The following is a 23,968-nucleotide window of genomic DNA, read 5'->3' as shown; positions in this document are numbered from 1 at the left end:
GCTCGAGCGCCGCAACCAGGCCTGGGCCCAGGCCGTGGCCGCCGAGATGGACAGGCCCGGCGTCCAGCCGGTGGCGGTCGGCGCCCTGCACATGGCCGGCGAGGATGGCCTGCCGGCCCTGATGGCGGCGCGCGGCTTCCAGGTGCGGCGGGTGCAGTAGAATTTCCTTCTCCCCTTGCGGGAGAAGGTGGCGCGCAGCGCCGGATGAGCAACTGTGTTTATCGGGCGTATTGGGGGTCCCAGGCCTGACCTGAGCGCAGCAGGGCGACGATGATGCCGAGCATGCGGCGGGCGACGGCGATGATGGCCATCTTGGGGCTCTTTCCGTTGGCGATGAGGCGCTGGCGGAAGGCCTTGAGGGCGGGGTTGCTGCGAGCGGCGGCCAGGGCGGCCATGTAGACGACGCGGCGGACCTCGGCCCGTCCGCCCCAGATGGCGCGCTTGCCCTTTCGCTTGCCGCTGTCGTCGTCGAACGGCGCCAGGCCGACCAGGGCGGCCAGCTGTCGCCGGTCGAGCTGGTCGATCTCGGGGACCAGGCCCAGCAGGGTCTGGCTGAGGATGGGGCCGGCGCCCTTGAGCGACTGGATCAGGCGGTCCTTGCGGGCCATGGCCTCGTCGTTGGCGACCAGTTGGGCCAGCCGCCGCTCGATCAGCAGGATCTCGGCGGCGATGCGCTTGAGCCGCCGGCCGGCCATCCGGCGCAGGAGCGGATCGACGACCAGCCGGACCTGGGCTTCCAGGCGGATGCGGTCTTCGGTCAGCTGGCGGCGGGCGGTGATCAGTTCGGCCATCTGTTCGGCCAACGGATCATGGTGCGGCGCGCGGGTCGGCAGCTGGTCGGTGAAGCGCGCCAGCATCAGGGCGTCGGCCACGTCGTTCTTGGCCAATTTGCCCAGGGCCCGGGCGTACTGGCGCAGCCGGTAGGGATTGACCAGCCGCACCGGCAGGCCCGCCACGCGCAGCGCCCTGACCAGCGGGCGTTCGTAGCCGCCGCTCGGCTCCAGGCCGATGGCCCGCACCGTCCAGGCGCCGCAGCGCTTGATCAGCGCCGCCCAGCCGGCCGGGTCATTGTCGAACTGGAGGATCTCTCCGGTCGGCAGCATCGCCACGTCCAACCGTTCCTGGCAGACGTCGATGCCGATCACACATTCGTCCTGGTTCATCTTCGGCGTCCCATCCTTGCGTGCGGGGTCTTGTCCCGGGCAACTGTTCGGGTTCAGGAAGAAGATGACCGCGGCCCCAGCTCATCCACGGCGTGCAGGCCTCAGGGGTAACGGGCTCGCGGTCACCGCCACGGGCCGGGCCATGACCCGGCCCGTGGCGACCACAACTCTGACAGATTCCAGACACGCAAGGGGTTTCTCAAACCTGTCCATTCGTCCTCTTGCGGCGCCGACTTGCGCCGTGCGACCCCTCATCCGTCAGCTTCGCTGACACCTTCTCCCGCAAGGGGAGAAGGAAAGGGGGCGCTGATGACCATTGATCCAGACTGGCTGGCCGCCTTCCTGCGCGACGAGGCCCTTCCCGACGGCTTTGCGTCCGAGGTCGAGCGGCTGCACGCGCCGCTGGCCGAGCGGATCGCGGCGGTGGCCATGGGGCCGGCCTTCGTGGTCGGGATCTGCGGGCCGCAGGGCTCGGGCAAGACCACGACGGTCCGGGTCGTGGCCGCGCTGCTGGCGGCGCGGGGGCTGACGGTGGCGACCCTGTCGCTGGACGACCTCTACCTGCCGCGCGCCGATCGCGAGGCCCTGGCCCGAGAAGTCCATCCGCTGCTGCGCACGCGCGGGGTTCCGGGAACCCACGACGTCGCCCTGGGGCTGGCCGTGCTGGACGGCCTGGCCGGCGAGGGTGAAACCGCGCTGCCGCGTTTCGACAAGGCTGCCGACGACCGCGCACCGGCCGAGGCCTGGCCGGTGGTCGCGGGACCGGTCGACATCGTGCTGTTCGAGGGCTGGTGCGTCGGCGCGCGCCCGGAACCGGCCAAGGCCCTGGCCGTGCCGATCAACGCCCTGGAGCGCGAGCGGGACCCGGACGGCGCCTGGCGCGCCTACGTCAACGCCGCCTTGGCCGGACCCTATCGCGCCCTGTTCGCCCGCCCGGACCTGCTGGTGCTGTTCACCGCGCCAGACTTCGAGACGGTGCTGGCCTGGCGCAGGGAGCAGGAGGCCAAGCTGCGCGAGCGGCTGGCGGCGACGGGGCAGGGCGGGGCGATGAGCGACGACGAGGTCGCCGTCTTCGTCCAGCACTACGAGCGCCTGACCCGCCACATCGCCCGCGAAATGCCTGCCCGCGCCGACATCGTCGTGGCGTTGGACCAAGACCGCCGTTCGTCGATCCGCTGATCGGCCATTCGGTCGCGCGGCACGGCGTCGCACCAGATATGGTGTGGTCCCATTTGGCCTTCCACCAATGCTAGTTTGGCTTTGTCGGCGAAACGACTCACCGAGTCGCCGGCGGTGGAGCTTCCTGGGCCATGAACGCACTCTTCGGCGGGACCTATTCGACCCACGCCCGGCGGGTAGTGGCCTGGAACCGGGCGGCGCCGATCCCGGGCTGCGACAAGGCGATCTGGCGCTGCGACGACCAGGGGCGGATCATTCGCTGGGCCGACTACGAAGACCGCTTCTCGCGCTATGGCTGGCTGATCCTGCGCGGTCGCGGCGAGACCCGTATCGCCCAGACCCTGGGCCTGTCCGCCGCCAGGCCGATCCACGTCAGCCACGCCGACCGCTTCGACGCCGCCCCCGCCCGCAAGGCCGCCTGACCCGGCTGCTGTCGCCTCTCCTTGATATTCTGACAAGCTCGCTTGACATTCCTGTGGCGATACAAGACAAGCGTCCTTGTCAAAAAGACAGGGAGCCAAGACATGACGTCCGAACGCGGCGAGTTTCGCGCCTTCAAGAAGGTCCTGCTGTTCGCCGGCTTCATCGGCGCGATCCTGGCCTCGGTGCGCGTCGGCGCCCTGGGCGGGGTGTGGTCGTTCGTCGGCGGCCTGGGCACGGTGGCGGCGTCGCTGGCCTTCGCCTACGGCGCCAACCGCGTGTTCCGGCGCGAGCCCCTGCGCCCGCCGATCCGCCGCTACCTGCTGCGGTTCGGCGTCTCGATGTCGGCCTATGTGGTGCTGCTGATCGGGGCGACGATGCTGCATCGCCATGGTCTGACGGCCGGGCCGGTGGGCTATGTGATCGCCCTGGCCCCGGCCTTGGCCATCCTGGCGTCGATCGCCAGCATGGGGTTCTACCTGGCCGAGGAGACCGACGAGTTCCACCGCGAGGTGCTGATCCAGAGCCTGCTGTGGGGCATCGCCGTGACCCTGGGCGCGGCCAGCGTCTGGGGCTTCCTGGAGACCTTCGGCAAGGCGCCGCATGCGCCGGCCTGGGCGGTGGTTCCGATCTTCGCCGTCGCCATGGGCCTGTCGCAGCCGCTCATCGCCCGGAGGTACCGCTGATGCGCGGCCTGAAAGCCTTTGGCCGCACGATCGGGCGCACCCTGGCCGCGACGGTCGCCGCGGCTATCCTGGCAATGGTGCTGCGGTATCATCCGCAGATTCCTCCGATGGTCGAACTGGCGGCCCAGCTGGCCGTGGCGGCGGGATCCGCCGGTCTGCTGCTCTGGGCGCTGGCGCCCTGGTGGCGGAGCCTGGACGAAGCCGTGCACGAGGCCAACAAGTCGGCCTTCTTCTGGGGCGGGCAATTCGGAATTTTGTTCGCCTTCTTCCTGGGTATGATCGAGATGACGTCCACGCCCTTTCAGCGGCCTCGGATGCCCGAGTGGATGCTCGGGGTGATCATCGCCCTCGTCTGCCAGTGGGTCGGCTATGTGATCTTTAACCTGATCTGGTGGTTGCGTCGCGGGGGCTGGGGGGCGGGGAAATGAAGAACCGCCTCAAGGTCCTGCGGGCCGAACGCGACTGGAGTCAGGCCGACCTGGCCGAGCGCCTGGAGGTCTCGCGCCAGACCATCAACGCCCTGGAGACGGGCAAGTACGACCCCAGCCTGCCCCTGGCCTTCAAGATCGCCCGCCTGTTCGCCCTGCCGATCGAGACCATCTTCCAGGACGAAGCCTGATCGCGTCAGGCCGCCCATTCTTTCCCCAAGATTCAAACGCTTAATTCGGAGACCATCATGAACGTCCGCCGCATTCTGGCCCGCGCCGCCTTCGCCTGCGCCGCCACCCTCGTCACCGCCGCCGCCGTCTTCCATCCGGCCCAGGCCGCCCCCGTCGCCGTCCCCTCGGTCGCCGCGCCGCGCTTCACGGTCGAGGTGGTGGGGCAGGGGCCCGACGTGATCCTGATCCCCGGCCTGGCCTCGTCCGCCGCCGTCTGGGACGACACAGTCAAGCAGCTTCAGGGTCGTTACCGCCTGCACGTGGTCCAGGTGGCCGGGTTCGCCGGCGCGCCGGCCGGGGCCAACGCCGAGGGGCCGGTGATCCAGCCGACCGTCGACGCCCTGGACGGCTACATCAAGTCGGCCAGGCTGAAGTCGCCCGCCGTGATCGGCCACTCGATGGGCGGGCTGATGGGCCTGATGCTAGCCCGCCAGCACCCCGAGGACGTCAGCCGCCTGATGGTCGTCGACAGCCTGCCGTTCTACGCCATGGTCTTCTCGCCCGCCGCCACGGTCGAGACGATCAAGCCCCAGGCCGCCGCCATGCGCGACCGGACCGCCAACGCCACGCCCGAGGCCTGGTCGGCCATGGAGACGGCGGTGATGGCCCGCCTGGTCAAGTCGCCCGAAGGTCTGAAGTCGGCCACCGCCGCCACCATCGCCTCCGACCGCTCGGTGGTGGGCCGCGCGCTCTACGACGACCTGACCACCGACCTGCGCGGCGAGCTCGCCGCGATCAAGACTCCTACGACCATGCTCTATCCGTGGGATCCGGCCATCGCGCCCCAAGCGGCGTTCGACCAGCTCTACACCGGCGCCTACGCCCCGATGACCCAGGCCAAGGTCAAGCGGATCGACGGCTCGTACCACTTCATCATGCTGGACCAGCCGGCCGCCTTCGCCTTCGAGATGGAGAGCTTCCTGCGCTGACCTGGCTTGCCAGGGTCCCGGTCGGACCTGAACAGTGGCGGCATGATGATTCTGCCCGGACCCGTCCGCCGCTTCGCCCTCGCCCTCGTCGCCGTCCTGGCGATGGGGGCGAGCCCCGTCCTGGCCGAGCCGGCCCTGTGGGCGATCAAGGACAAGGACTCCACGATCTACCTGTTCGGCACGGTCCATGTGCTGAAGCCCACCACCCCGTGGCGCTCGCCCAAGATCGACAAGGCGTTTCGGGACGCCGACGACGTGGTCATGGAGATCGAGCAGCCCGAGGATCCGGCGACGACGCGCGCCCTGATGCTGAAATACGGCGTCGACCCGGCGGCGCCCCTGTCGACGAAGCTGAAGCCCGAAAGCTACGCCAAGCTGCAGGCCGCCGCCCAAGGCATGGGCTTTCCGCCCCAGGCCCTGGAGCCGATGCGGCCCTGGCTGGCGGCGCTGACCGTATCGCTGACCCCGCTGCTGAAGGCCGGCTACGATCCCGACAGCGGCGTCGAGAAGCTGCTGACCGCCCAGGCCAAGGCGGCGGGCAAGCCGATCGCGGCCTTCGAGACCATGGAGCAGCAGGTCCGCTTCTTCGCCGACATGACCCCGGTCCAGGAAACCCAGCTGCTGGAGTCGACTCTGGACGAGATCGACGAGGGCCCGGCCAAGATCGACGCCCTGGTCGCGGCCTGGGCGGCGGGCGACCAGGACGAGCTGAAACGCCAGATGGTCGACGAGATGCAGGCCGACTATCCCGACGTCTACAAGCTGCTGCTGGTCGACCGGAACCAGGATTGGGCCAACCAGCTGAAGACCCGGCTGGCGGGCTCCGGCGTCAGTTTCGTGGCGGTCGGGGCCGGCCACCTTGCCGGGCCGGACAGCCTGCAGGCGCAACTGGCGAAGCTGGGGATCAAGGCCGAGCGGGTGGAGTAGGGCGTCTCCGCCGGCGGCAGGCCGGGGCCTCAAGCGTCCAGGAAGGCCAGCGCCTTTTTCACGAAGGCCTCGTGATACTGGAAGATGCCGCCGTGCCCGGCGTCTTCGTAGAGGACCAGCTCGGCGTTCGGCAGGCGCTTGGCCAGGTCGATCGAATTGCGGCTGGGGACCATGATGTCGTGATCGCCGTTGGCGACCAGGACGGGCTTGCCGATGGCGCCCAGGTCCTGCGGCGCCTGCTTGCCCCAGGCGTGGATCGCCGTCAGCTGCCGGCGAAACGCGGCGATGGTGATCGGCTTGTCGCGATCGGCCCGGCGCTCCTTCAGCCGCGCTAGGAAGGCGCTGGCGGCCCGCCGGCTGGTCTTGGACGCTGTGAAGAAGAGATAGAACTTGGGATCCTTGAAGGTCAGCATGGCCTTGGCGATCAGCGGGCCGGACACCCGCCCGACGTCGCCGATGCCTTCGCCGCCGGCCGGGCCGGTTCCCGTCAGGATCAGCTTGCGGATCAGATCCGGCGCCTGCAGCACGACGTCCTGGGCCACGAAGCCGCCGAGCGAGAAGCCCAGCAGGTCGACCTGTGGCAGGCCCAGGGCGCGGATCAGGCCGATCACGTCCTGGGCCATCTCCGCCACGGTCAAGGGCGCGGCTCCGCCAGAGCCGCCCACGCCGCGATAGTCGACGGCGATCACCGGCCGGGTCGCGGCCAGGCCATCGACGATGCGCGGATCGAAGTTGTCCAGGACCGCGCCCCAGTGGTTGAGCATCACCAGCGGCACCCCGGTCGCCGCGCCGAGCCGCCGGTAGGCCAGCCTGGTTCCCGCGACGTCGACGCCGCGGGTCGGCGCGCCGTTCCAGGTGTTGGTCGGGTCGGCGGGCGATGGCTGAAGCGTGTTCACGATCGTTTCCTCGGATGTTGGCGACGGGGCGGCTGTGGCGCGCTCACTTCAGCTTGACGACGACCTTGCCCTTGGCCCGCCCGGTGTCGAGATAGGCCAGGGCGTCGTTGAGCGCCTCGAACGGGAAGACCCGGTCGACCACGGGGCGGACGGCTCCGGCCTCGACCAGCGCAGTGATCCGGGCGAGTTGCTCGCCGCTCGCATGCATGAACAGGAACGAATAGCTGGCGTCGCGGGCCTTGGCCTTGCGCCGCACGCCGGCGCTCAGCGGGCGCAGGGCCTGGCGCAGGGCCCAGTTCAGTCCCCGCTCGCGGAAGAAGGCGGGATCGGGCGGCCCCGAGATCGAGATCAGCTTGCCGCCGGGCTTGAGCACCTCGAGCGATTTCAGCAGCGTCTCGCCGTCCAGACTGTTCAGGGCCAGGTCGTAGCCGGACAGAACCTGCTCGAAGGCCTGGGACTTGTAATCGACCACGACGTCGGCGCCGAAGCTTCGGACCAGGTCGATATTGGCCGCGCTGGTCGTGGTCGCGACCGTTGCCCCCAGGTGCTTGGCCAGTTGGATGGCGATGGCGCCGACCCCGCCCGAGCCGGCGTGGATAAGCACCTTCTGGCCCTTCTGGAGCTTGGCGCGTTCGACCAGGGCCTGCCAGGCCGTCAGCGCGACCAGCGGAAGGGACGCGGCCTCCTCCATGCTGACCGACTTCGGTTTCAGCGCCACGTCGGCCTGGTCGATGGCGATGAATTCCGCGAACGTCCCGATCCGGCCGTCGCGCGGCCGGGCGTAGACCTCGTCGCCGACCTTGAAGGCCCGCACGTTCGCGCCGACGCGAACGACCGTGCCGGCCACGTCATGGCCAAGGATGAACGGCGGCCGATAGGACAGCAGCGACTTGAACTCGCCGTCGCGGACCTTGGAATCCAGCGGGTTCAGGCCGGCCGCGTGCACCTCGACCAGCACATCGTCGTCGCCCGGCGTCGGCGTCGGCATGTCGCCCAGCCGCAAGACGCCCTTCTTCTCATACCGGTCGAGGATGAAGGCCTTCATGGGGATCTCTCCAATCGTCGCCTCGGCGGGCGAGGCATGGCGTCTTATTCATGATGCTCATCATGATTGTTGCTAAATATGACGGTCATCATGTATATGTCAACGGGCCATTGGAGGATTGTGGAATGAGGGTTAGCCGAGAGCAGATGCAGGCCAACCGGCTGCGGATCCTGGACGCGGCCAGCCGCCTGTTCCGCGAGAAGGGCTTCGACGCCGTCAGCGTGGCCGAGGTGATGAAGGCGGCCGGCCTGACGCATGGCGGCTTCTATGGGCATTTCGACTCGAAGGACGACCTCGTCGCCCGGGCCATCGCCCACATCTTCACCGTCCAGGAAGCCGGGCAGGGCGGGGGCGGCCAAGGGGGAGGCGAATTGGCGGGCTATCTGAACGCCTACCTGTCGCCTTGGCATCGCGACCGCATCGGTGAGGGGTGCCCGACCGCCGCCCTCGTCGCGGACATCCGCCGCCAGGCCGCCGCCGCGCGGACGGCCATGACCGACGGCTTCCGGTCGCAGATCGACAGGGTCGCCGCGGCGCTCCCCGCCGGCGACCCGGCGCAGGCGCGTCGCCAGGCGGTCGGCACCTGGGCCGCCATGGTGGGGGCCGTCGTCCTCGCCCGGGCGATCGACGATCCGGTGCTGTCGGAGGAAATCCTCGACCAGACGCGGTCCTGGATCGAGGAAAAGACGTCGGACGCCTAAGAAGGGTCGACGTTCAGCTATCGAGGGGCCGAGACCTCGTCCTTCGACAAGCTCAGGATGAGGTTTCTACTGCGGCGTCGGCCATGGCCCTCATCCTGAGCTCGTCGAAGGACGAGGGCCACGCACGGCACGTGAGTGCGGATCTGCCTACGCCGCGGCGCCGTCCTTGGCCCGCAGGTAGATCGACCGTTTCGGCGTCGACATCACCCGGTGCAGCATCGGCTCGAACGCCTCCAGCGGCATCGACTGATAGGCCGGATCGAAGGCCTCCTGGTCGTAGACGTGGCAGAACCGGGCGGTGTGTTCGAAGCTGGGATGGCCGCGGAATTGATCGCGCATGTCGCGGTCCAGGCCCAGGTGGTGGAAGAAGTAGTAGCCCTGGAAGACGGCGTGGTGGGCCACCATCCAGTGGTTCTCCTCCGAGACGAAGGGCTGGAGGATCGCCGCGGCGATGTCGGCGTGATTGCGTGGGCCCAGGATGTCGCCGATGTCGTGCAGCAGGGCGCAGACGACATATTCCTCGTCGCGGCCGTCCTGGAAGGCGCGGGTGGCGGTCTGCAGGCTGTGGTCCAGCCGGTCGATGGCGAAGCCGCCGCAGTCGCCCTGCAGCAGCTTCAGGTGCGAGACCAGGCGCTTGGGCAGGTCGCGGCCGAATTCCATCGACGCCTCGGCGATGATCGCCCAGTCCTGCGGCGTGCCGTCGGTCATGGCGTGGAATTGCGCCCGGGGGTGCTCGTCTGGGTGCTGGTGGCCGTCGGCCATGGCGTCGTCCTTCCGAACACTTGTTTGACCCGATCGTGCGCCGCTCCACAGCCGGCGTCAACGGATGGCCTTGAGAAGCGGGATCAGACCGGCTAGACGAGCCATGCGCTTGAACGGCGCGTCGCCATCCGTTCAACGCGGGCGTAGCTCAGAGGTAGAGCGTCTGCTTCCCAAGCAGAATGTCGTGGGTTCGATTCCCATCGCCCGCTCCAGTTTCCTGCAATTTCCGAAGCGAGTCGCTGCGTGGCAAAGCCGGCCAAAGCCATCATCCTCAGCGCCGGCCAGGGCAAGCGCCTGTCGCCGCTGACCGACACCCGCCCCAAGTGCCTGGTCGAGCTTTCGGGCCGCACCGTGCTGCACTGGCAGCTCAAGCACCTGGCGCAGGCCGGGATCACCGAGGCGGTGGTGGTGACCGGTTTCGCCGCCGACACGGTCGAGAAGGAGGTCGCGGGGCTCGACATCCCGGGCCTGACGGTCCGGACCCTGTTCAACCCGTTCTACGCCCTGACCGACAACCTGGCGACCTGCTGGCTGGCGCGCGGAGAGATGCGCGGCGACTTCCTGCTGCTGAACGGCGACACCCTGTTCGAGACGGGCGTCGCCGAGCGCCTGATCGCCGCCCCGCCGGCCCCGATCACAGTCACCATCGACCGCAAGGCCGCCGGCTACGACGCCGACGACATGAAGGTGCTGACCGAGGGCCTGTCCCTGCGCGCCATCGGCAAGACCATCGACCAATACGACGCCGAGTCGATCGGCTTCCTGCGTTTCGATCCCGAGGGCGCGGCCCTGTTCACCCGCATCGTCGAGCAGGCCCTGCGCACGCCCGAAGGCCTCAAGCGCTGGTATCTCAGCGTCATCAACCAGATCGCCCAGGATCACGACGTGGTCCGCGTGCAGTCGATCGAGGGCCTGGACTGGGCCGAGATGGACTTCCCCGAAGACCTGCCGAAGAACCGCGAACTGGCGGCGGCTTGGGTCGCGGCCGGGGAGTAGGGGCCTTGTGGCTGCCCCTCTCGATGCATCGGGGCGACAGGCTGAAGGCCGCCATCGTTGCGTTCGCCTTCATGATGCTTCTGCTGTTCTCGCCGGCGGGAGCAATACTTGACCGGCTGACCAGCGGATTGGGCGAGAACGCTGGATGGGTCTGGGTGTGTTTGGGCCTGGTCGTGTTCTGGGCGAGCTATTTCGCGTTCAGGGCTCTTCGCCTGCGTCGTGAGCGCGCCGACGACCTGCCCTAGGATCGGGCGCCGGACTAGCGGGCTCCTTCGCATTGCCGACAATCTAGCCAACAGCCCGCCGTGACGCCTGTCACGGCGCTGTCATGCAACATGCCTATAGGCCGCAGGCCCGCGAAGAAGTAAGCGGGTCCTTACAAGCGACGGCGGACTCAACGACCGGCGCTTTTTCGATTCTCTCATGTCGGTTCGATTTTCCAGGAAGTGGTGGGGTTCAATGTCTCGTTTCAACGCACGTAAATGCGCGCTCCTGTTGGGGGCGGGCCTCTCAGCCCTGTCGTTCGCCAACGCGGCCCTGGCCCAGGAGGCGTCCTCGACCGCCCTGGACGAGATCGTCGTGACCGCCGAGCGCCGGTCGGAAAACCTGCAGAAGGTGCCGGTCTCGGTGGCCGTGGTCGGCGGCGACCAGCTGCGCGCCATCCAGGGCGGCGGCGACGACATCATCTCGCTGTCGGGCAAGGTGCCCAGCTTCTACGCCGAGACCACCACGGGCCGGATCTTCCCGCGCTTCTACATCCGCGGTCTGGGCAACATCGACTTCTACCTCGGCGCCTCGCAGCCGGTGTCGATCATCCAGGACGACGTGGTGCTCGAACACGTGGTGCTGAAGTCGAACCCGGTGTTCGACGTCAAGCAGGTGGAAGTGCTGCGCGGCCCGCAAGGCTCGCTGTTCGGCCGCAACACCACCGCCGGCATCGTCAAGTTCGACACCAACAAGCCGACCCAGACCTTGGAAGGCCGCGCCAGCGCCTCGTACGGCACCTACGGCACGACCACCTTCGACGGCGGCATCGGCGGCCCGATCGTGGCCGACAAGCTGGCCTTCCGCGTCTCGGCGCTCTACCAGCACCGCGACGACTATGTCGACAACACCTTCGTCGGGACCAGCGCCGACGGCACGGTCACCCCGAAGAAGAACGCCATGGGCGGCTTCGACGAGAAGGACGTGCGGATCCAGCTGCTGGCCACCCCGACCGAGCAACTGACGGTCCTGGCCTCGGCCCACGCCCGCAACTACGAGGGCACCTCGACTCTGTTCCTGCGCGGCGCCCTGAAGAAGGGCTCCAACAGCTCGACCGCGCCGCGCGACAGCGTCGCCTTCGACGAGGCCAACAACAACCCACAGGCCTACGACACGCAAGGCGCGTCGCTGAACATCGCCTACGACTTCGGGCCGGTGACCCTGACCTCGATCAGCGCCTATGAGACCACCAGCGGCTACAGCCGCGGCGACACCGACGGCGGCGCGGCGGCCAACTTCCCGGTGGCCGGCGTTCCCAACGGCTTTGGCCAGTCGATGGGCCAGGTCCGCGACCTCGACCAACTGACCCAGGAAATCCGCCTGGCCAGCAACGGCGACGACCGCCTGAAGTGGCAGGTCGGGGCGCTGTACTTCGACTCGCGCGACACCACCGACTTCTTCCAGCGCGCCTATTTCCTCACCACCGCCGCCCGCAACCCCAACAACTGGGTCGAGCTGAACAACCTCAACACCTCCTGGGCGGTGTTCGGCCAGGCCAGCTACAAGCTGACCGACGCCCTGACCGTCACCGGCGGCCTGCGTGACACCTACGACGCCAAGAAGACGGTGCTGGCCAAGACCGCCAACACCGCCGCCAACGTCTCCACCTACGCCGGCCGTCGCTATGTGCGCCTGTCGGACGAGCAGGTCAGCTGGGACCTGTCGGCCAACTATGAGGTCAATCCCGACCTGAACGTCTATGCCCGCGTGGCCAAGGGCTTCCGCGGCCCGACCATCCAGGGCCGCTCGGCGGTGTTCAACAGCGACTTCACCACCGCCAATTCCGAGACGATCCTGTCGTGGGAAGCCGGCTTCAAGAGCACCCTGCTGGACAACACCCTGCGCCTGAACGCCTCGGCCTTCACCTACGAGGTCAAGGACATCCAGCTGAACGGCAACGACTCCAACGGCAACGGCGTGCTGTTCAACGCCGACAAGGCCAAGGCCTACGGCCTGGAAGCCGACGCCGAGTGGCGCCCGATCGCCAACCTGACCCTGACGGCGGGCGCCAGCCTGCTGCACAGCGAGATCCAGGACAAGCGCGTCTACGCCCAGGTCTGCGCCCTCAACAGTGTGATGGTCTGCACCGTGAAGAGCCCGACCAAGGCGATCGTCGGTCCCTTCGGCACCAACTACTTCACCCAGATCGACGGCAACCCGCTGCCCAACGCGCCGAAGTACAACTTCAGCTTCACGGGCCGCTACGACGTGCCGGTGGGCGCCGACGGCAAGCTGTTCGTCGCCACCGACTGGAACGTCCAGGGCTATACGAACTTCGTGCTCTACAAGACCGACGAGTTCTACTCGAAGGGCAATTTCGAAGGCGGGCTGAAGCTCGGCTACGAAGGCGGCGACGGCGCGTATGAAGTGGCCCTGTTCGGCCGCAACATCACCAACGAGAAGAACCTCAAGGGCGTCATCGAGAACTACATGGCGGCGGTCTACAACGAGCCGCGCATCGTGGGCGTCTCGGTCAGCGCCAAGCTGAAGTAGTCGCCCCACACACCTCGCGGTTTCGAGAACCCCGCCGTCCCAGCCGTTTCAGCGGCGCCGGACGGCGGGGTTTTTCGTATCGGCGCGGCCTCAACCCTCGATGATCGACCGCACCAGGTCCAGGTCGGCCGGCTTGTCGACGTCCACCGCCGCCAGGCCGTGCCGGGCCCGGACCGCCGCCGCCCTGACCCCCGCCAGGCGGCCGATGCGGGTCACCATCTCGTCCAGGGTCATCAGGCCCAGCAGGTAGCGGACCAGCATGACCGGGCCGAACAGGGCCGCGATCTTCCATGGCTGCTTGCGGTGCTTCTCGACCGTACGCCACAGGTCGATGGCCCGCAGGCTGGCCGGGGTCTTCAGGTAGAACAGGTTGCAGCCCGAATAGCGGCCGTCACGAAACGCCAGATAGGTGCGCTTGGTGGTCGGGGCGGCGGCCTGCACCAGCGCCTCCTCGCCCAGCAGGATGGCGATGTCGGCGTCGGCCGGGGTGTCAGCCATGAAGTCGGTCACCCAGTCCGGCTGGAGCAGGGCGTGATCCACCGTGGTGACCAGCAGGGGCGTGCCCATGGCCTGGGCGGCATCGTGGACGCTCTGGCTGGGGCCGGCGGCCGAGGGCAGGCGTGACAGGGCCGCCCGCGTCGTCTCGCCCGCCAGGGCCGCCTCCAGGGCCGCGTCGTTGGTCGAGACCGCGATGCGCTCGGCCCCGGCCTGGTCCAGCGCCTGCAGCACCCGCGTCAGCAGCGTCCGGCCGCCCAGGACGATCAGGCCCTTCTGACTGACGCCGGCGTAGTCGGCGACGGGATCGACCCCGCCGCGCGATCCAGCCAGCACCAGCGCCTGAAACGGGGCCACGGCCCTAGATCGCCTTCTCGTAGATCCGGTAGGTCTTGTAGATCTGCGCGCCCATGGCCTCGGAGATCCGGCGCATCGGCGCGTTGTCCTCCAGGATCCACGAGAACTCGAACTTGTCGTAGCCCAGGGCCAGGCCGGCGTCGCGGCCGGCGTTCATCAGGTGGAAGGGCACGACCTGGCCGCGTAGAGTGTCGGCGAACTTGCGCTTGAGGCCCATCAGCGGGATGCGGATCGACTTCACCCGCTTGACCTTCAGTCGCCACAGCAGCTTGGCCCAGCCGAACGGCAGCAGCTTGCCGTTCAGGCCCTCGATTGCCTCGTTGACGTTGGGCAGCAGCACGATGAAGCCGGCCGGCTCGCCGTCGATCTCGGAGAACAGGATCAGGCGCTTGTCGAGCACGTCCTTCAGCGACTTGCCCAGCTGGGCGGTCTCGGCCTCGGTGGTGGGCACGAAGCCCCAGTTGCCCGACCAGGCGTCGTTGAGGATGTCGGTCAGGGCTTTGACCTCCTCGTCGTAGCGGCTCATGTCCAGCTCGCGCAGGGTCACGCCCTCGGGCAGGCCGCGCTTGACCCGGCGCACCACCACCGGCGGCAGGGCCGCGCGGGGGTCGCAGACATAGGCGTAGACGTCCTTGGCCTTGGCGTAGCCCTGCTCCTCGACCCGGGCGGCCGCGTAGCGGGGATCGTGGCCCATCATCACCATCGGCTTGGTGTCGAAGCCGTCGACCAGCAGGCCGACCTCCTCGTTGATCGACAGGTTGAACGGACCCAGCGCCCGGTCGCAGCCGTGGGCTTTCAGCCAGTCCTCGGCGGTGCGGAACAGCAGCGAGAAGATGGACGGGTCGTCCTCGGCGGCGATCATGCCGAAGTTGCCGGTCTTGCCCGCGCCTTCCTCGGTGGCCAGGTGGTCGATCTGGGCGCTGATCCGGCCCACGTCGCGACCGGCGCGCACGGCCAGCCACATCTGCACGTCGGCGTGCTGGAAGAACGGGTTGGTCTTCGGCGTCAGCGCCGCCATCCGCTCGTACATCAATGGCACGACCCAGTTGGGGTCCTTGGCGTTGAGGCGGTTGGGCAGGTCGACGAACCGCTTCAGCTCGGCCTTGGAAGCGACGGGGACGATGGTGAGATCAGAATCAACGGTGTCGAACGGCATTCAGCCCTCCAAGACGACGAGCGCGTAGAGCGCCAGGGCGGCGAAGATGACCGGACCGCCCCAGACGGCCAGGATCGGAGACAGCGAGCCGCCTTCGCCCAGCGCGGAGAGCAGGCCGTTGACGACCAGGAAGACCAGGCCGGCCGCCAGGCCGCCGGTCAGCAGCACCGCCCCCTGGCCGCTGCGGAAATTGGCCAGGGCGACCGGCGCCGCGAGCAGCAGCATCACCAGCGACGCCACGGGGCCGGCGAAGGCCGCCAGCAGGCGGGTTTCGTAGAAGCTGGTCGGACGGTCGCCGCCGCCGCTCAGCAGGGCCCGGCGGGCGGTGGCGGCGGTCGGCACGGGGCTGTCGGCGAACAGGGCCTGGACGTCCTGGCGGTGCAGGGGCGAGGGCCAGCTCATGCGGGCGGCGGGCGTGACGGTGACCTGCTCGCCCTTGAACCGGACGATGACCGGATTGACCAGGGTCCAGCCGCCGTCGCGCGCATAGGTCGCCGACGGCGCCTCGATGCGCTCGATCAGCCGGCCGACCTTGTCGCGCCGATAGAGCTTCACCGCGTTCAGGGTCCGGCCGTCGGCCGAGGCGCCGGCGGCGATCACCAGGTCATCGCCGGCCCGGAAGCTGCGCGGACCGGGAACCTTGCGGTCGGCGACCGGGGTGGTGGCCTGCCACCAGTCGGCCAGCACCGGATCGGTGCGCGGCGCGATCAACTGGGCGCAGCTGAAATCGAAGGCCATGACCAGGATGGCCACGGGCAGGGCCATGGCCACGATGCGATAGGCCGAAATGCCCGTGGCGCGCATGGCGATGATCGCGCTCTCGCGGGCCAGCTGCGAAAAGGCGAACAGCCCGCCGGCCAGGGTGGCGATCGGGGCGACCTGCTCGATCAGCCGCGGCGAGCGCAGGGCGGCGTAGTACAGCACCCCGGCCGTGCCCAGGCCGCGGTCCAGGATGTCGGTGGTCACCTCCAGCAGGTCGAGGATCTGCAGGATCGAGAACAGGATCAGGGCCGCGCCGAGCACGCGCGTGCCGACCGTGCGCAGGACGTAGAGCTGGATCTTCATGCGTCGGCCTGCTCGAACTTGTCCCGGAACATCCGCCGGACGCGCTTGATGCCGACGCCGAAGCGGCGGATCAGCTCGGTGACCGGGGTCTGGCCGGGCCGCTTGCGGCTGCCGATGAACATCCACAAGCTGAGGCTGACGAAAACCAGCCACGGGATGCCGATGGCCGCCAGCGGCATGGCCTTGCCCGATTCCGCCAGGCTCTGGCCCAGCTGCAGGCTGTGCTGGAAGGCCAGCAGCAGCACGCCGGCGATGATCAGGCCGGGGGTGCGGTTGCCGCGCTTGGCGGCCAGGCCCAGCGGGAAGGCCAGCAGCGGCAGGAAGGGCAGGAAGGCGGCGCGGGCCAGGCGGCCGTACAGCTCGGCCAGCAGGGTGGCGCGCGGGACGACCGGGTTTGGACTGCGGGCCTGTCGGGCCAGCTCGCCCAGGGTCAGCTCGCGCTCGTCGCCGCCGCGGTCGCGCAGCAGGGCGGCCGCGCCGGCCAGGGGGACGTTGGTGGTGAACTGGTCGAAGACCAGGATGCGGTACTCGCCGCGGGCGTCGACGCCGATCCGCTGGCCCTTGCGCAGCAGCATGATGACGTTCTTGCCGTCGGGGGCCGAGCGCAGGTCGGCGGTGGCGGCGGTGATCACCTCCTCGCGGCCGGCGGCGTCCATCCGCCGGATGAACACCCGGGTCAGCTGCTGGCCGGCCGGATCCGCGCCGTCGGCGGTCATCAGCAGCTTGGGCTGGTCGATGAACGACCCGCCGTTCAGCTTGCCGTTCCAGCCGGCGTTGATCGCCTCGTGCATCACCGCGCGATAGGCGTAGCGGCTGTAGGGCTGCATGTAGCCGAAGACGACCAGGCTGAAGACCATCAGGAACAGGCCGACATAGACGAACGGCGCGGCCACTCGGGTCAGGGACTGGCCGGTGGCCAGCAGGGCGTCGATCTCCGAACCGTCGCTGAGCTTGGTGATGACGATGAACAGCGCCACGAAGAACGCCACGGGCAGGGCCAGGCCCAGATAGTGCGGCACCAGGTTGGCGGCCAGTTCGGTGACGTAGCCGAAGCGGGCGCTGCTCTGCGACAGCACGTCCAGCAGGCGCAGGACGCGCTCCAGCAGCAGGGCGATCACCGTCACGCCCAGGCAGCCGACGATCGGCCAGACCAGCATACGCAGCAGATAGGCGTCGATCAGCCGGAAGCGCGCGGTGCCGTGCGGCGTGGGGATGGGCTTCCTCACGCGGCCGACCACGCCTCGGCCAGGGTCCGGGCCAGCCGCTCGGCGGCGTCCAGGTCCAGGTCGACCGTCGCTCCCAGGGCGGGAACGGCCGGCCAGCCGGCGTCGTTGTACGCCCGGCCTTCATGCTCGCGCGTCCCGGCGTAGCGCGGGATCACGTGGAAATGCACGTCCTTGTCGACCATCATCAGCATCAGGTAATTGATCTTCTCGTACGCGACCACCTTGGCCAACATCCGCTCGACGCCCTCTGTGGCCGTCTTGAGGTCGGCGAAGGCGGCGGGACTCAGCTGGGAGAAGGCTTCGACCGATTCCTTGCATACCAGGACCAGCGACCCAAATGTGGGTTGCTTGGGACGCACCAGGATCAGCCAGCTGGCGGTTTCGGCCACCTGGGTGCGCGGGAAACCGAAACTCTCAGCGGTGGGATTGGTCATGTCGGCCTCGCCTCCGGGCGTTCGCCGCCGTCACGCCTACAATAGGGACGCCGTCATTTCCATGGAAGCACGATCCGCGTTGTTCGCCTCGGTTCTGGCGGTTTTCGCCCTTCTGGGCGGACCAGTGTCGGCGGGCGATTCCGGCGGCGGCGCGGGCGCGGCCGTCGCCAGCCCAGGCCAGGCTTGCGAGGGCCGCCCGACGGAGGTCCGGCTCATCGTCCAGGTGGCGCGCCTGAAGTCCAGCCAGGGCGAGGTGGCGGTCACCGTCTACCCATCCGATCCGCGACGGTTCCTGGCGCCGCACGGCAAGCTGATGCGGGTGCGCGCCAAGGCCGATGCGCCGGTGACCGAGGCCTGCTTCTACCTGCCCAAGCCGGACGCCTACGCCGTGGCCGTCTATCACGACGCCAACGCCAACCGGGACTTCGACCGCAACGCTGTCGGCCTGCCGGTCGAGGGCTTCGCCTTCTCCAACGACGCGCCCAGCAAGATCGGCGCGCCGACGTTCCAGGCCGCGCGGTTCACGGCCCGGCATGGCGACACGGTCCTGCGGGTGAAGATGCGCTACGCGCGCTGAGTCGCCGGGCGACCGGCCTGGATCAGGACGCAGCGGCCCAACTCGCCGGTCTGGCCGGTCCTGGGGTCCAGTCCGCGGGCCACCAGCTTGACCTCGACCCCGCCTTGCGCCTGGCGGTCGATCTCGATGCCGTGCCAGCGCGCCGCCGGGTGGCCGCGCTCGCCCAGGGCCGAGGCGGACGGCACGCCCAGCACAGGGATCATCGCGCCGTCCGGGCCCGGCGCGGTCGAGACCATCGCCTCGTGGGCGTGGCCGTGCAGGACCAGGTCGGCGCCATGGCGGGCGAGCAGGGCGCGCAAGGCGTCCTGGTCCTCCAGCGACTTGCGCTTGGCCACCGCGCCGGGAACGGGCGGGTGGTGGATCAGCAGCACCCGGAAGGCGTCGCGATAGGCCGGGTCGGCCAGCAGGGCGTCCAGGCGGTCCAACTGCGCCTGGCCCAGCCGTCCGGTGGCCAGGTGCGGGGCGGTCGGCACGGCCGAGCACAGGTTGAACAGCGCCACGCCGTCGCGCACCCGCACCTGGGGGAAGGTCGCCGCGCCGTCGTCGCCCAGCCAGGGCGTCCAGGCGGCGAACGACTCGCCGTCCCTGGCATTGACCAGGGCGTCGTGGTTGCCGGGACTGACCGTGATCTCGCGGGCGGGGCCCAGGGCCTCCAGCCAGACGCGCGCCGCCTCGTACTCGGCCAGAGAGGCGTAGTTGGTCAGGTCGCCGGTGATGGCGATATGGTCGGGGGCGTGGGCCTTGAGGTCGGCGACCACGGCGGCCAGCACCTCGGGCCGGTGCTCGCGGTGCTTGCGACGCCAGGCGATCCGGCTCAGCAGCCGCTTGGACAGCAGGTCGCGCCAGCCGAACGCGCCCGTGGGCGGCGGCAGGTGCAGGTCCGAGAGGTGGGCGAGGCGGAATATCGACAAGTTTGGTTCACGGATTCTGGCGGAAGGGGCCGAAGCTGCTTATCAATCGCGCCAGGTTTCAAGGGGTTGTCTATCGTGAGCGCGGAAAATCAACCGAATGAGGCCGCCGGCCCGTCCGCCGTCACGGTCGGACAGGCCAAGACGCGCCTCTGGGGGATGACCTCCGCCGAGCGGCTGTCGCGGATCTACCGGCGCTTGGGCCTGGTCGAGGCGGGGCCCGAGACCGTCTTCATCGCCGGCGACGTGGTCGTGGTCGACGCCGGCTGGGTGTTCGACGAGTCGCTGATCAAGGCCCTGGCCGGCCGTCCCGGCGTGGCCCTGGTCGACGAGACCGGGCGCATCGTCGCCATCAATGTTCCCGCCGCTCGAGCGCGCGAGGCCATCGTGCGGCTCGATACTGGCGAGGACGTCACGGCACTGGCCGCGACCCGCCTGACGGCGCTGGAGCTGGGCTCGGCCTACAACAGCGCCCTGCGCAAGCGCGAGCCGCCGGTGCTGGAACGCCTGACCCCCGAAACCCGCGTGGCGGTCGAGAAGCGCCTGTTCCAGGGCTCGTACAAGGGCGTCACCGACCTGGTGACCAAGTACGTCTGGCCGACGCCCGCCCGGATCGTCACCCGCTGGTGCGCCCTGGCAAAGATGACGCCCAACCAGGTGACCCTGATCGGCTTCCTGCTGGTGCTGGCGGCCTTCTGGCTGTTCTGGACCGGCCAGTGGGGCTGGGGCCTGGTCTGTGCCTGGATCATGACCTTCCTCGACACCGTCGACGGCAAGCTGGCGCGGGTGACCCTGACCTCGTCCAAGTGGGGCAACGTCTTCGATCACGGCATCGACCTGGTCCACCCGCCGTTCTGGTGGTGGGCCTGGTACGTCGGCGTCGGAACGCTGGGCTTCACCCTGCCGCACGGCCCGCTGGCCCTGGCGGTCATCGTCGGCGGCTATGTGCTGCAGCGGGTGGAGGAGGGGATCTTCCTGGCCCTGTTCAAGGTCGAGATGCACGCCTGGCGGCCGTTCGACAGCTTCTTCCGGCTGATCACCGCCCGCCGCAACCCGAACCTGATCCTGCTGACCCTTGCGGTTCTGGCCGGTCGTCCCGACATCGGGTTCCTGGCGGTGGCGATCTGGACGGCGATCTGTCTGGTCGTGCACGCCGTGCAGATCCTGCAAGGCCTGATGGCCCCGAAGGGGGCCGTCGTTTCCTGGTTGTCGCGCTGATGCGTGTGGGCGTCGTCCGCAATCCGATGAGTCACGCCAATATCGGGCGGTCCGAGCCCGATGGGCCCGGCCAGACGCCCGACGCGGTGCTGCTGGTCGAGCCGGCCACGCCGGAGGCGCTGGAGGAGGACCTGCAGGCCTTCGCCCAGTGCGGCGTGAAGATGCTGGTCATCGACGGCGGCGATGGCACCATTCGCGACGTGCTCAGCCGGGCCGCGACGATCTTCGGCGAGGCCATGCCGCTGATCGCCCTGATCCCCTCGGGCAAGACCAATGTCCTGGCCATCGACCTGGGCGTGCCGCGCGACTGGACCCTGACCAAGGCCCTGGCCGCCGCCCGGTCCGACCAGGCGGTGATCAAGCATCGCGCGCCGCTGGAGGTGCGCTGGGACGACGGACGGCCCAGCCTGCGCGGCTTCGTGTTCGGCCTGGGCGCCTTCGTGCGCGCCACCAGCCTGGCCCAGACGGTTCACAAGACCGGCGCCTTCCACAGCATCGCCGTGGCCATGAGCGTGCTGGGCGCGCTGGTCGGCACGGTCATGGGCGGAAAGCGCGACCAGTGGCGGGCCGGCGTGCCGCTGTGCCTGGCCATCGACGGCGAGGAGACCCGCACCGCCGACCGCTTCCTGGTGCTGGCCACCACGCTCAAGCGCCTGCCGTTCAGGGTCAAGCCGTTCGGCCCGCCGCGCGAAGGGCTGAAGTTCCTGGATGTCGACGCCCCGCCCCGGGGGCTGCCGGGGGCCTTTCCGGCCTTGGTGGCCGGCAAGGAGTCAGCCTGGTCCAGCCGGCGCGGCTATCGGCGCGGCGACGCCTCGCGGCTGCGCATCACCACCGACCAGCCCCTGGTGGTCGACGGCGACGTCTATGACGGCGCGGGCGGGGTGACCGTGGTCCTGGGGCCGACCCTGAGGTTCCTGGCCGGATGAGCGGAGCCGTCGCCAGCCTAGCGGGCGAGGAACTGCTGGCGCCCGTCCCGCCGCAAGCCGCGGCCCTGGCCCACCGACTGCTGGACCGGTTCGAGGCCCCGTTGGCGGTGCTGTTTTACGGCTCGATCCTGCGCACCGGCGACCTGGACGGGGTGCTGGACTTCTATGTCCTGACCCAACATGTGCGCCCCGGCTTGCGGGGCTTGGCCACGCGGCTGCTGTGGCCTGACGTCAGCTATCACGAGGTGGAACTGGACGGTCAGGTGCTGCGGGCCAAGGTGGCGACCATGACCCTGGCCCAGTTCCAGGCGGCGACGCGCGGGCAGGGGATCGACACCACCATCTGGGCCCGCTTCGTCCAGCCCGCCGGCCTGGTCTGGAGCGCCAATTCGGCGGTGGCCGGCCAGGTGGTCGAGGCCGTGGCCGACGCGGCTCGCACCGCGGCCCGCTTCGCCGCCGCTCTTGGGCCCTCGGAAGGGCCGCCGGCGGCCTATTGGTCGGCCCTGTTCCAGGAAACCTACGCCGCCGAGTTCCGGGTCGAGAAGGGCGGGCGCGAGCGTTCGATTCTGGCCTTCGACGTCGAGCGCTATCACCGCCTGCTGGTCGCCTGCTGGCGCGAGGAGGGGCTGCTCGACATCGAAGCCGACGGCGCGGTGCAGCCGGCGCTGAGCCAGACGGATCGGAAGCGGATCCAGGCCGCCTGGCGGCTGCGCCGGCGGATGGGACGGCCGCTGAACTACGCCCGCCTGGTCAAGGCCGCCTTCACCTTCGAGGGCGCGGCGCGCTACGCCGCCTGGAAGATCGAGCGACATACCGGCATGCCGGTGGCGCTGACGCCCTGGCGCGAGCGCCACCCGGTGCTGGCGGCTCCGGGGGTGCTGTGGCGACTGTGGCGACAGCGCCAGGCGCGGGATGGGGCCAAGAAAGGCGTTTAGAGCCAAAGAAAAGGCCCGAGGTTTCCCTCGGGCCTTTCGCGTTTCAGGCGCTGAACGTTCGACCTAGGCCGAGACGCGCTTCAGCGGCGCTTCGATCAGGCCCATGGCCGCGCCGATCTCGGCGAACACGGCCAGCACCTGGTCGATCTGCTGTTCGCTGTGGGCGGCGCTGACGCTGGTGCGCAGCAGCGGGCGGCTGTCCGGCGTGGCCGGCGGCAGGGCCAGGTTCAGATAGACGCCGTTCTGCAGCAGGGCGTTCCACATGCCGATCGCGCGCTCGGTGTCGGGCATGGTGATGGCCACGATCGGGCTGGAGGTCGGGCCGGTCATGAAGCCCATCGAGCTCAGGCCGTCATACAGGCGACGGGCGTTGGCCATCAGCTTGTGGCGCAGCTCGGGCTGTTCTTCCAGGCGGCGCAGGGCGGTCACGGTCGAGGAGACCACCGACGGCGGCAGCGAGGCCGTGAACATGTACGGACGGCAGGTGACGCGCATGACGTCGAAGTCGTCCATGTCGGAAACGCAGAAGCCGCCGATGGCCCCCAGGCTCTTGGAGAAGGTGCCGACCACGAAGTCGACGTCGTCCTCGACGCCGGCCGCCTCGGCCAGGCCGCGGCCGTGTTCGCCCAGCACGCCCATCGAATGGGCTTCGTCAACCAGCAGGTAGCCGCCCAGCTCGCGCTTCACGGCGGCGATTTCCTTGAGCGGCGCGATGTCGCCGATCATCGAATAGATGCCTTCGACGACGATCAAGCGCTCGCCCGGAACGTCCTTCATGCGGCGCAGGCGCTTGTACAGGTCTTCTGGATCGTTGTGGCGGAAGCGGATGACCTCGGCATGGCCCAGGCGCGCGCCGTCATAGATCGAGGCGTGGCTGTCGGCGTCGAGGATCAGGTGGTCGCCGCGGCCGACCAGGGTCGACAGCACGCCCAGATTGGCCTGGTAGCCGGTGGTGAACACCATGGCGTGCTTACGCTTGTAGAACTTGGCCAGGGCGTCTTCGAGCTCGACGTGGGCTTCGAAGCTGCCGTTGGCGATGCGCGAACCGGTGGTTCCGGTGCCGCGTTCCTGGACCGCCTTGATCGACGAGGCGATCGCCTGCTCGTCGAAGGTCAGGCCCAGATAGTTGTTGGTGCCCAGCAGGATCGTCCGCTTGCCGTTGATCACGCCCTCGGTCGGCGAGACGACGGCGTCGAAACGCACGCTGAAGGGATCGGCGCCGGCTTGCCGGATCGCGTTGTATGCGTCGCGATACGCGAGGTGCTTGTCGAACAGCCCCATGGCTTAGGCCCTATTCCGTAGGTCTTTAATCAGGGAAGCGAGGTCTCCGGCGGTTTCCACCGAAGCCAGGCGATCCAGAGGAATGGAGATGTCGAAGGTGTCTTCGAGCTCCATGATGATGTTCATCAAGGCCAAGGAATCGACGGCCAGATCACGGCCGATATGGGTATCGTTCGCCACGTCGACAGAGCGCCCGAGCACCTTGCCCGTAGCCAAGCCGATTTCACGCAAAGTGAGATCCGTAACAGCTTCCATCGACGCGACGATATC

28 protein-coding genes and 1 tRNA gene are annotated in these 23,968 nt (G+C 69.0%); 17 read left to right on the top strand and 12 right to left on the bottom strand.

The annotated features are described in order from the left end of the window. The first annotated feature begins 34 nt into the window (after positions 1-34). Complete coding sequence (locus tag ACSQ2G_RS17480) at positions 35-160, top strand: TraB/GumN family protein (protein WP_436033033.1); 126 nt, start codon at positions 35-37, stop codon at positions 158-160. A 58-nt stretch (positions 161-218) separates the two neighbouring features. Here ACSQ2G_RS17480 and ACSQ2G_RS17475 read toward each other — a convergent pair whose 3' ends face one another. Beyond that, a complete protein-coding gene (locus ACSQ2G_RS17475; protein WP_436030095.1) occupies positions 219-1,163 on the bottom strand; it encodes an IS110 family transposase in 945 nt (314 codons plus the stop codon). 309 nt (positions 1,164-1,472) lie between these two features. On the opposite strand from ACSQ2G_RS17475, the gene ACSQ2G_RS17470 reads away from it, so the two are divergent. From ACSQ2G_RS17470 to ACSQ2G_RS17440, 7 genes are all read left to right on the top strand, one after another. Continuing rightward, complete coding sequence (locus ACSQ2G_RS17470; RefSeq protein ID WP_436033032.1) at positions 1,473-2,342, top strand: kinase; 870 nt, start codon at positions 1,473-1,475, stop codon at positions 2,340-2,342. Positions 2,343-2,473: 131 nt separating this feature from the next. Continuing rightward, on the top strand, positions 2,474-2,764 hold the full coding sequence (locus tag ACSQ2G_RS17465) for a hypothetical protein (RefSeq protein ID WP_436033030.1): 291 nt from the start codon (positions 2,474-2,476) through the stop codon (positions 2,762-2,764). A gap of 102 nt (positions 2,765-2,866) precedes the next feature. Further along, positions 2,867-3,448 (top strand): hypothetical protein, encoded by a 582-nt coding sequence (locus tag ACSQ2G_RS17460; protein WP_436033028.1) that lies wholly within the window; start codon positions 2,867-2,869, stop codon positions 3,446-3,448. Further along, positions 3,448-3,876, top strand: coding sequence for a hypothetical protein (locus ACSQ2G_RS17455; protein ID WP_436033026.1), 429 nt, complete (start codon positions 3,448-3,450; stop codon positions 3,874-3,876). Before ACSQ2G_RS17460 ends, ACSQ2G_RS17455 begins: the two co-directional genes overlap by 1 nt. Further along, positions 3,873-4,067, top strand: coding sequence for a helix-turn-helix transcriptional regulator (locus ACSQ2G_RS17450; RefSeq protein WP_436033024.1), 195 nt, complete (start codon positions 3,873-3,875; stop codon positions 4,065-4,067). Before ACSQ2G_RS17455 ends, ACSQ2G_RS17450 begins: the two co-directional genes overlap by 4 nt. 57 nt (positions 4,068-4,124) lie before the next feature. Next, positions 4,125-5,036 carry an alpha/beta fold hydrolase gene (locus ACSQ2G_RS17445; RefSeq protein ID WP_436033022.1) on the top strand — a complete coding sequence of 304 codons (912 nt, stop codon included), beginning with the start codon at positions 4,125-4,127 and terminating at the stop codon, positions 5,034-5,036. Positions 5,037-5,078: 42 nt separating this feature from the next. Further along, positions 5,079-5,963, top strand: a complete 885-nt coding sequence (locus ACSQ2G_RS17440) for a TraB/GumN family protein (RefSeq protein WP_436033020.1) — start codon at positions 5,079-5,081, stop codon at positions 5,961-5,963. Between the two features lie 29 nt (positions 5,964-5,992). Here ACSQ2G_RS17440 and ACSQ2G_RS17435 read toward each other — a convergent pair whose 3' ends face one another. Continuing rightward, complete coding sequence (locus ACSQ2G_RS17435) at positions 5,993-6,859, bottom strand: alpha/beta fold hydrolase (protein ID WP_436033018.1); 867 nt, start codon at positions 6,857-6,859, stop codon at positions 5,993-5,995. A 43-nt stretch (positions 6,860-6,902) separates the two neighbouring features. Then, the gene (locus ACSQ2G_RS17430) at positions 6,903-7,904 is read right to left on the bottom strand and encodes an NADP-dependent oxidoreductase (protein ID WP_436033016.1); all 1,002 of its coding nucleotides are present in this window, start codon (positions 7,902-7,904) and stop codon (positions 6,903-6,905) included. Positions 7,905-8,029: 125 nt separating this feature from the next. Between ACSQ2G_RS17430 and ACSQ2G_RS17425 the strand changes: the two genes are divergently transcribed. Continuing rightward, complete coding sequence (locus tag ACSQ2G_RS17425) at positions 8,030-8,605, top strand: TetR/AcrR family transcriptional regulator (RefSeq protein WP_436033015.1); 576 nt, start codon at positions 8,030-8,032, stop codon at positions 8,603-8,605. A gap of 147 nt (positions 8,606-8,752) precedes the next feature. On the opposite strand, the gene ACSQ2G_RS17420 is transcribed toward ACSQ2G_RS17425, so the two are convergent. Then, entirely contained in the window at positions 8,753-9,367 is a 615-nt protein-coding gene (locus tag ACSQ2G_RS17420; RefSeq protein WP_436033013.1) for an HD domain-containing protein, read from the bottom strand. Between the two features lie 137 nt (positions 9,368-9,504). Here ACSQ2G_RS17420 and ACSQ2G_RS17415 point away from each other — a divergent pair. The 4 genes from ACSQ2G_RS17415 (at position 9,505) to ACSQ2G_RS17400 (ending at position 13,120) form a co-directional block, all read left to right on the top strand. Further along, a tRNA-Gly gene (locus ACSQ2G_RS17415) sits at positions 9,505-9,579 on the top strand. 31 nt (positions 9,580-9,610) lie between these two features. Continuing rightward, a complete protein-coding gene (locus tag ACSQ2G_RS17410; protein WP_436033011.1) occupies positions 9,611-10,363 on the top strand; it encodes a sugar phosphate nucleotidyltransferase in 753 nt (250 codons plus the stop codon). 5 nt (positions 10,364-10,368) lie between these two features. Then, positions 10,369-10,608 carry a hypothetical protein gene (locus tag ACSQ2G_RS17405; RefSeq protein WP_436033009.1) on the top strand — a complete coding sequence of 80 codons (240 nt, stop codon included), beginning with the start codon at positions 10,369-10,371 and terminating at the stop codon, positions 10,606-10,608. Between the two features lie 214 nt (positions 10,609-10,822). Next, a complete protein-coding gene (locus tag ACSQ2G_RS17400; RefSeq protein ID WP_436033008.1) occupies positions 10,823-13,120 on the top strand; it encodes a TonB-dependent receptor in 2,298 nt (765 codons plus the stop codon). 90 nt (positions 13,121-13,210) lie between these two features. Here ACSQ2G_RS17400 and ACSQ2G_RS17395 read toward each other — a convergent pair whose 3' ends face one another. From ACSQ2G_RS17395 to ACSQ2G_RS17375, 5 genes are read right to left on the bottom strand one after another with little or no spacing between them, the layout of a single operon-like run. Beyond that, complete coding sequence (locus tag ACSQ2G_RS17395; RefSeq protein WP_436033006.1) at positions 13,211-13,972, bottom strand: nucleotidyltransferase family protein; 762 nt, start codon at positions 13,970-13,972, stop codon at positions 13,211-13,213. Between the two features lie 4 nt (positions 13,973-13,976). Next, positions 13,977-15,128: a dATP pyrophosphohydrolase gene (locus ACSQ2G_RS17390; RefSeq protein ID WP_436033004.1), complete on the bottom strand. Its 1,152-nt coding sequence runs from the start codon at positions 15,126-15,128 to the stop codon at positions 13,977-13,979. Then, complete coding sequence (locus ACSQ2G_RS17385) at positions 15,129-16,193, bottom strand: LptF/LptG family permease (RefSeq protein ID WP_436033002.1); 1,065 nt, start codon at positions 16,191-16,193, stop codon at positions 15,129-15,131. It abuts the gene before it with no gap. After that, the gene (locus tag ACSQ2G_RS17380; RefSeq protein ID WP_436033001.1) at positions 16,190-17,419 is read right to left on the bottom strand and encodes an LptF/LptG family permease; all 1,230 of its coding nucleotides are present in this window, start codon (positions 17,417-17,419) and stop codon (positions 16,190-16,192) included. The genes ACSQ2G_RS17385 and ACSQ2G_RS17380 overlap by 4 nt, the downstream gene beginning before the upstream one ends. Then, on the bottom strand, positions 17,416-17,853 hold the full coding sequence (locus ACSQ2G_RS17375) for an HIT family protein (RefSeq protein WP_436033000.1): 438 nt from the start codon (positions 17,851-17,853) through the stop codon (positions 17,416-17,418). The genes ACSQ2G_RS17380 and ACSQ2G_RS17375 overlap by 4 nt, the downstream gene beginning before the upstream one ends. A 61-nt stretch (positions 17,854-17,914) precedes the next feature. Here ACSQ2G_RS17375 and ACSQ2G_RS17370 point away from each other — a divergent pair, with 61 nt between their 5' ends. Then, positions 17,915-18,430 carry a DUF2141 domain-containing protein gene (locus ACSQ2G_RS17370; protein ID WP_436032999.1) on the top strand — a complete coding sequence of 172 codons (516 nt, stop codon included), beginning with the start codon at positions 17,915-17,917 and terminating at the stop codon, positions 18,428-18,430. On the opposite strand, the gene ACSQ2G_RS17365 is transcribed toward ACSQ2G_RS17370, so the two are convergent. Beyond that, positions 18,418-19,341 carry a metallophosphoesterase family protein gene (locus ACSQ2G_RS17365; RefSeq protein ID WP_436032997.1) on the bottom strand — a complete coding sequence of 308 codons (924 nt, stop codon included), beginning with the start codon at positions 19,339-19,341 and terminating at the stop codon, positions 18,418-18,420. The two genes, ACSQ2G_RS17370 and ACSQ2G_RS17365, sit on opposite strands and share 13 nt — an antisense overlap. Positions 19,342-19,497: 156 nt before the next feature. On the opposite strand from ACSQ2G_RS17365, the gene ACSQ2G_RS17360 reads away from it, so the two are divergent. The 3 genes from ACSQ2G_RS17360 to ACSQ2G_RS17350 are packed head-to-tail and all read left to right on the top strand — an operon-like array spanning position 19,498 to position 22,417. Then, entirely contained in the window at positions 19,498-20,556 is a 1,059-nt protein-coding gene (locus tag ACSQ2G_RS17360) for a CDP-alcohol phosphatidyltransferase family protein (RefSeq protein ID WP_436032995.1), read from the top strand. Next, entirely contained in the window at positions 20,556-21,482 is a 927-nt protein-coding gene (locus ACSQ2G_RS17355; RefSeq protein WP_436032993.1) for a diacylglycerol/lipid kinase family protein, read from the top strand. The genes ACSQ2G_RS17360 and ACSQ2G_RS17355 overlap by 1 nt, the downstream gene beginning before the upstream one ends. Next, positions 21,479-22,417, top strand: a complete 939-nt coding sequence (locus tag ACSQ2G_RS17350) for a hypothetical protein (RefSeq protein ID WP_436032991.1) — start codon at positions 21,479-21,481, stop codon at positions 22,415-22,417. The genes ACSQ2G_RS17355 and ACSQ2G_RS17350 overlap by 4 nt, the downstream gene beginning before the upstream one ends. Positions 22,418-22,480: 63 nt before the next feature. Here the strand turns inward: ACSQ2G_RS17350 and spt are convergent, their stop codons facing one another. Both spt and ACSQ2G_RS17340 read right to left on the bottom strand, forming a co-directional pair. Beyond that, complete coding sequence (gene spt, locus ACSQ2G_RS17345) at positions 22,481-23,698, bottom strand: serine palmitoyltransferase (RefSeq protein WP_436032990.1); 1,218 nt, start codon at positions 23,696-23,698, stop codon at positions 22,481-22,483. 3 nt (positions 23,699-23,701) lie between these two features. Continuing rightward, positions 23,702-23,953 (bottom strand): acyl carrier protein, encoded by a 252-nt coding sequence (locus ACSQ2G_RS17340; protein WP_028039590.1) that lies wholly within the window; start codon positions 23,951-23,953, stop codon positions 23,702-23,704. Positions 23,954-23,968: the final 15 nt, after the last annotated feature.

The sequence above is a fragment of the Caulobacter sp. LjRoot300 genome, from assembly GCF_964253875.1.
Taxonomy (GTDB): domain Bacteria; phylum Pseudomonadota; class Alphaproteobacteria; order Caulobacterales; family Caulobacteraceae; genus Caulobacter.
This window is presented reverse-complemented; position numbering and strand designations above follow the sequence as displayed.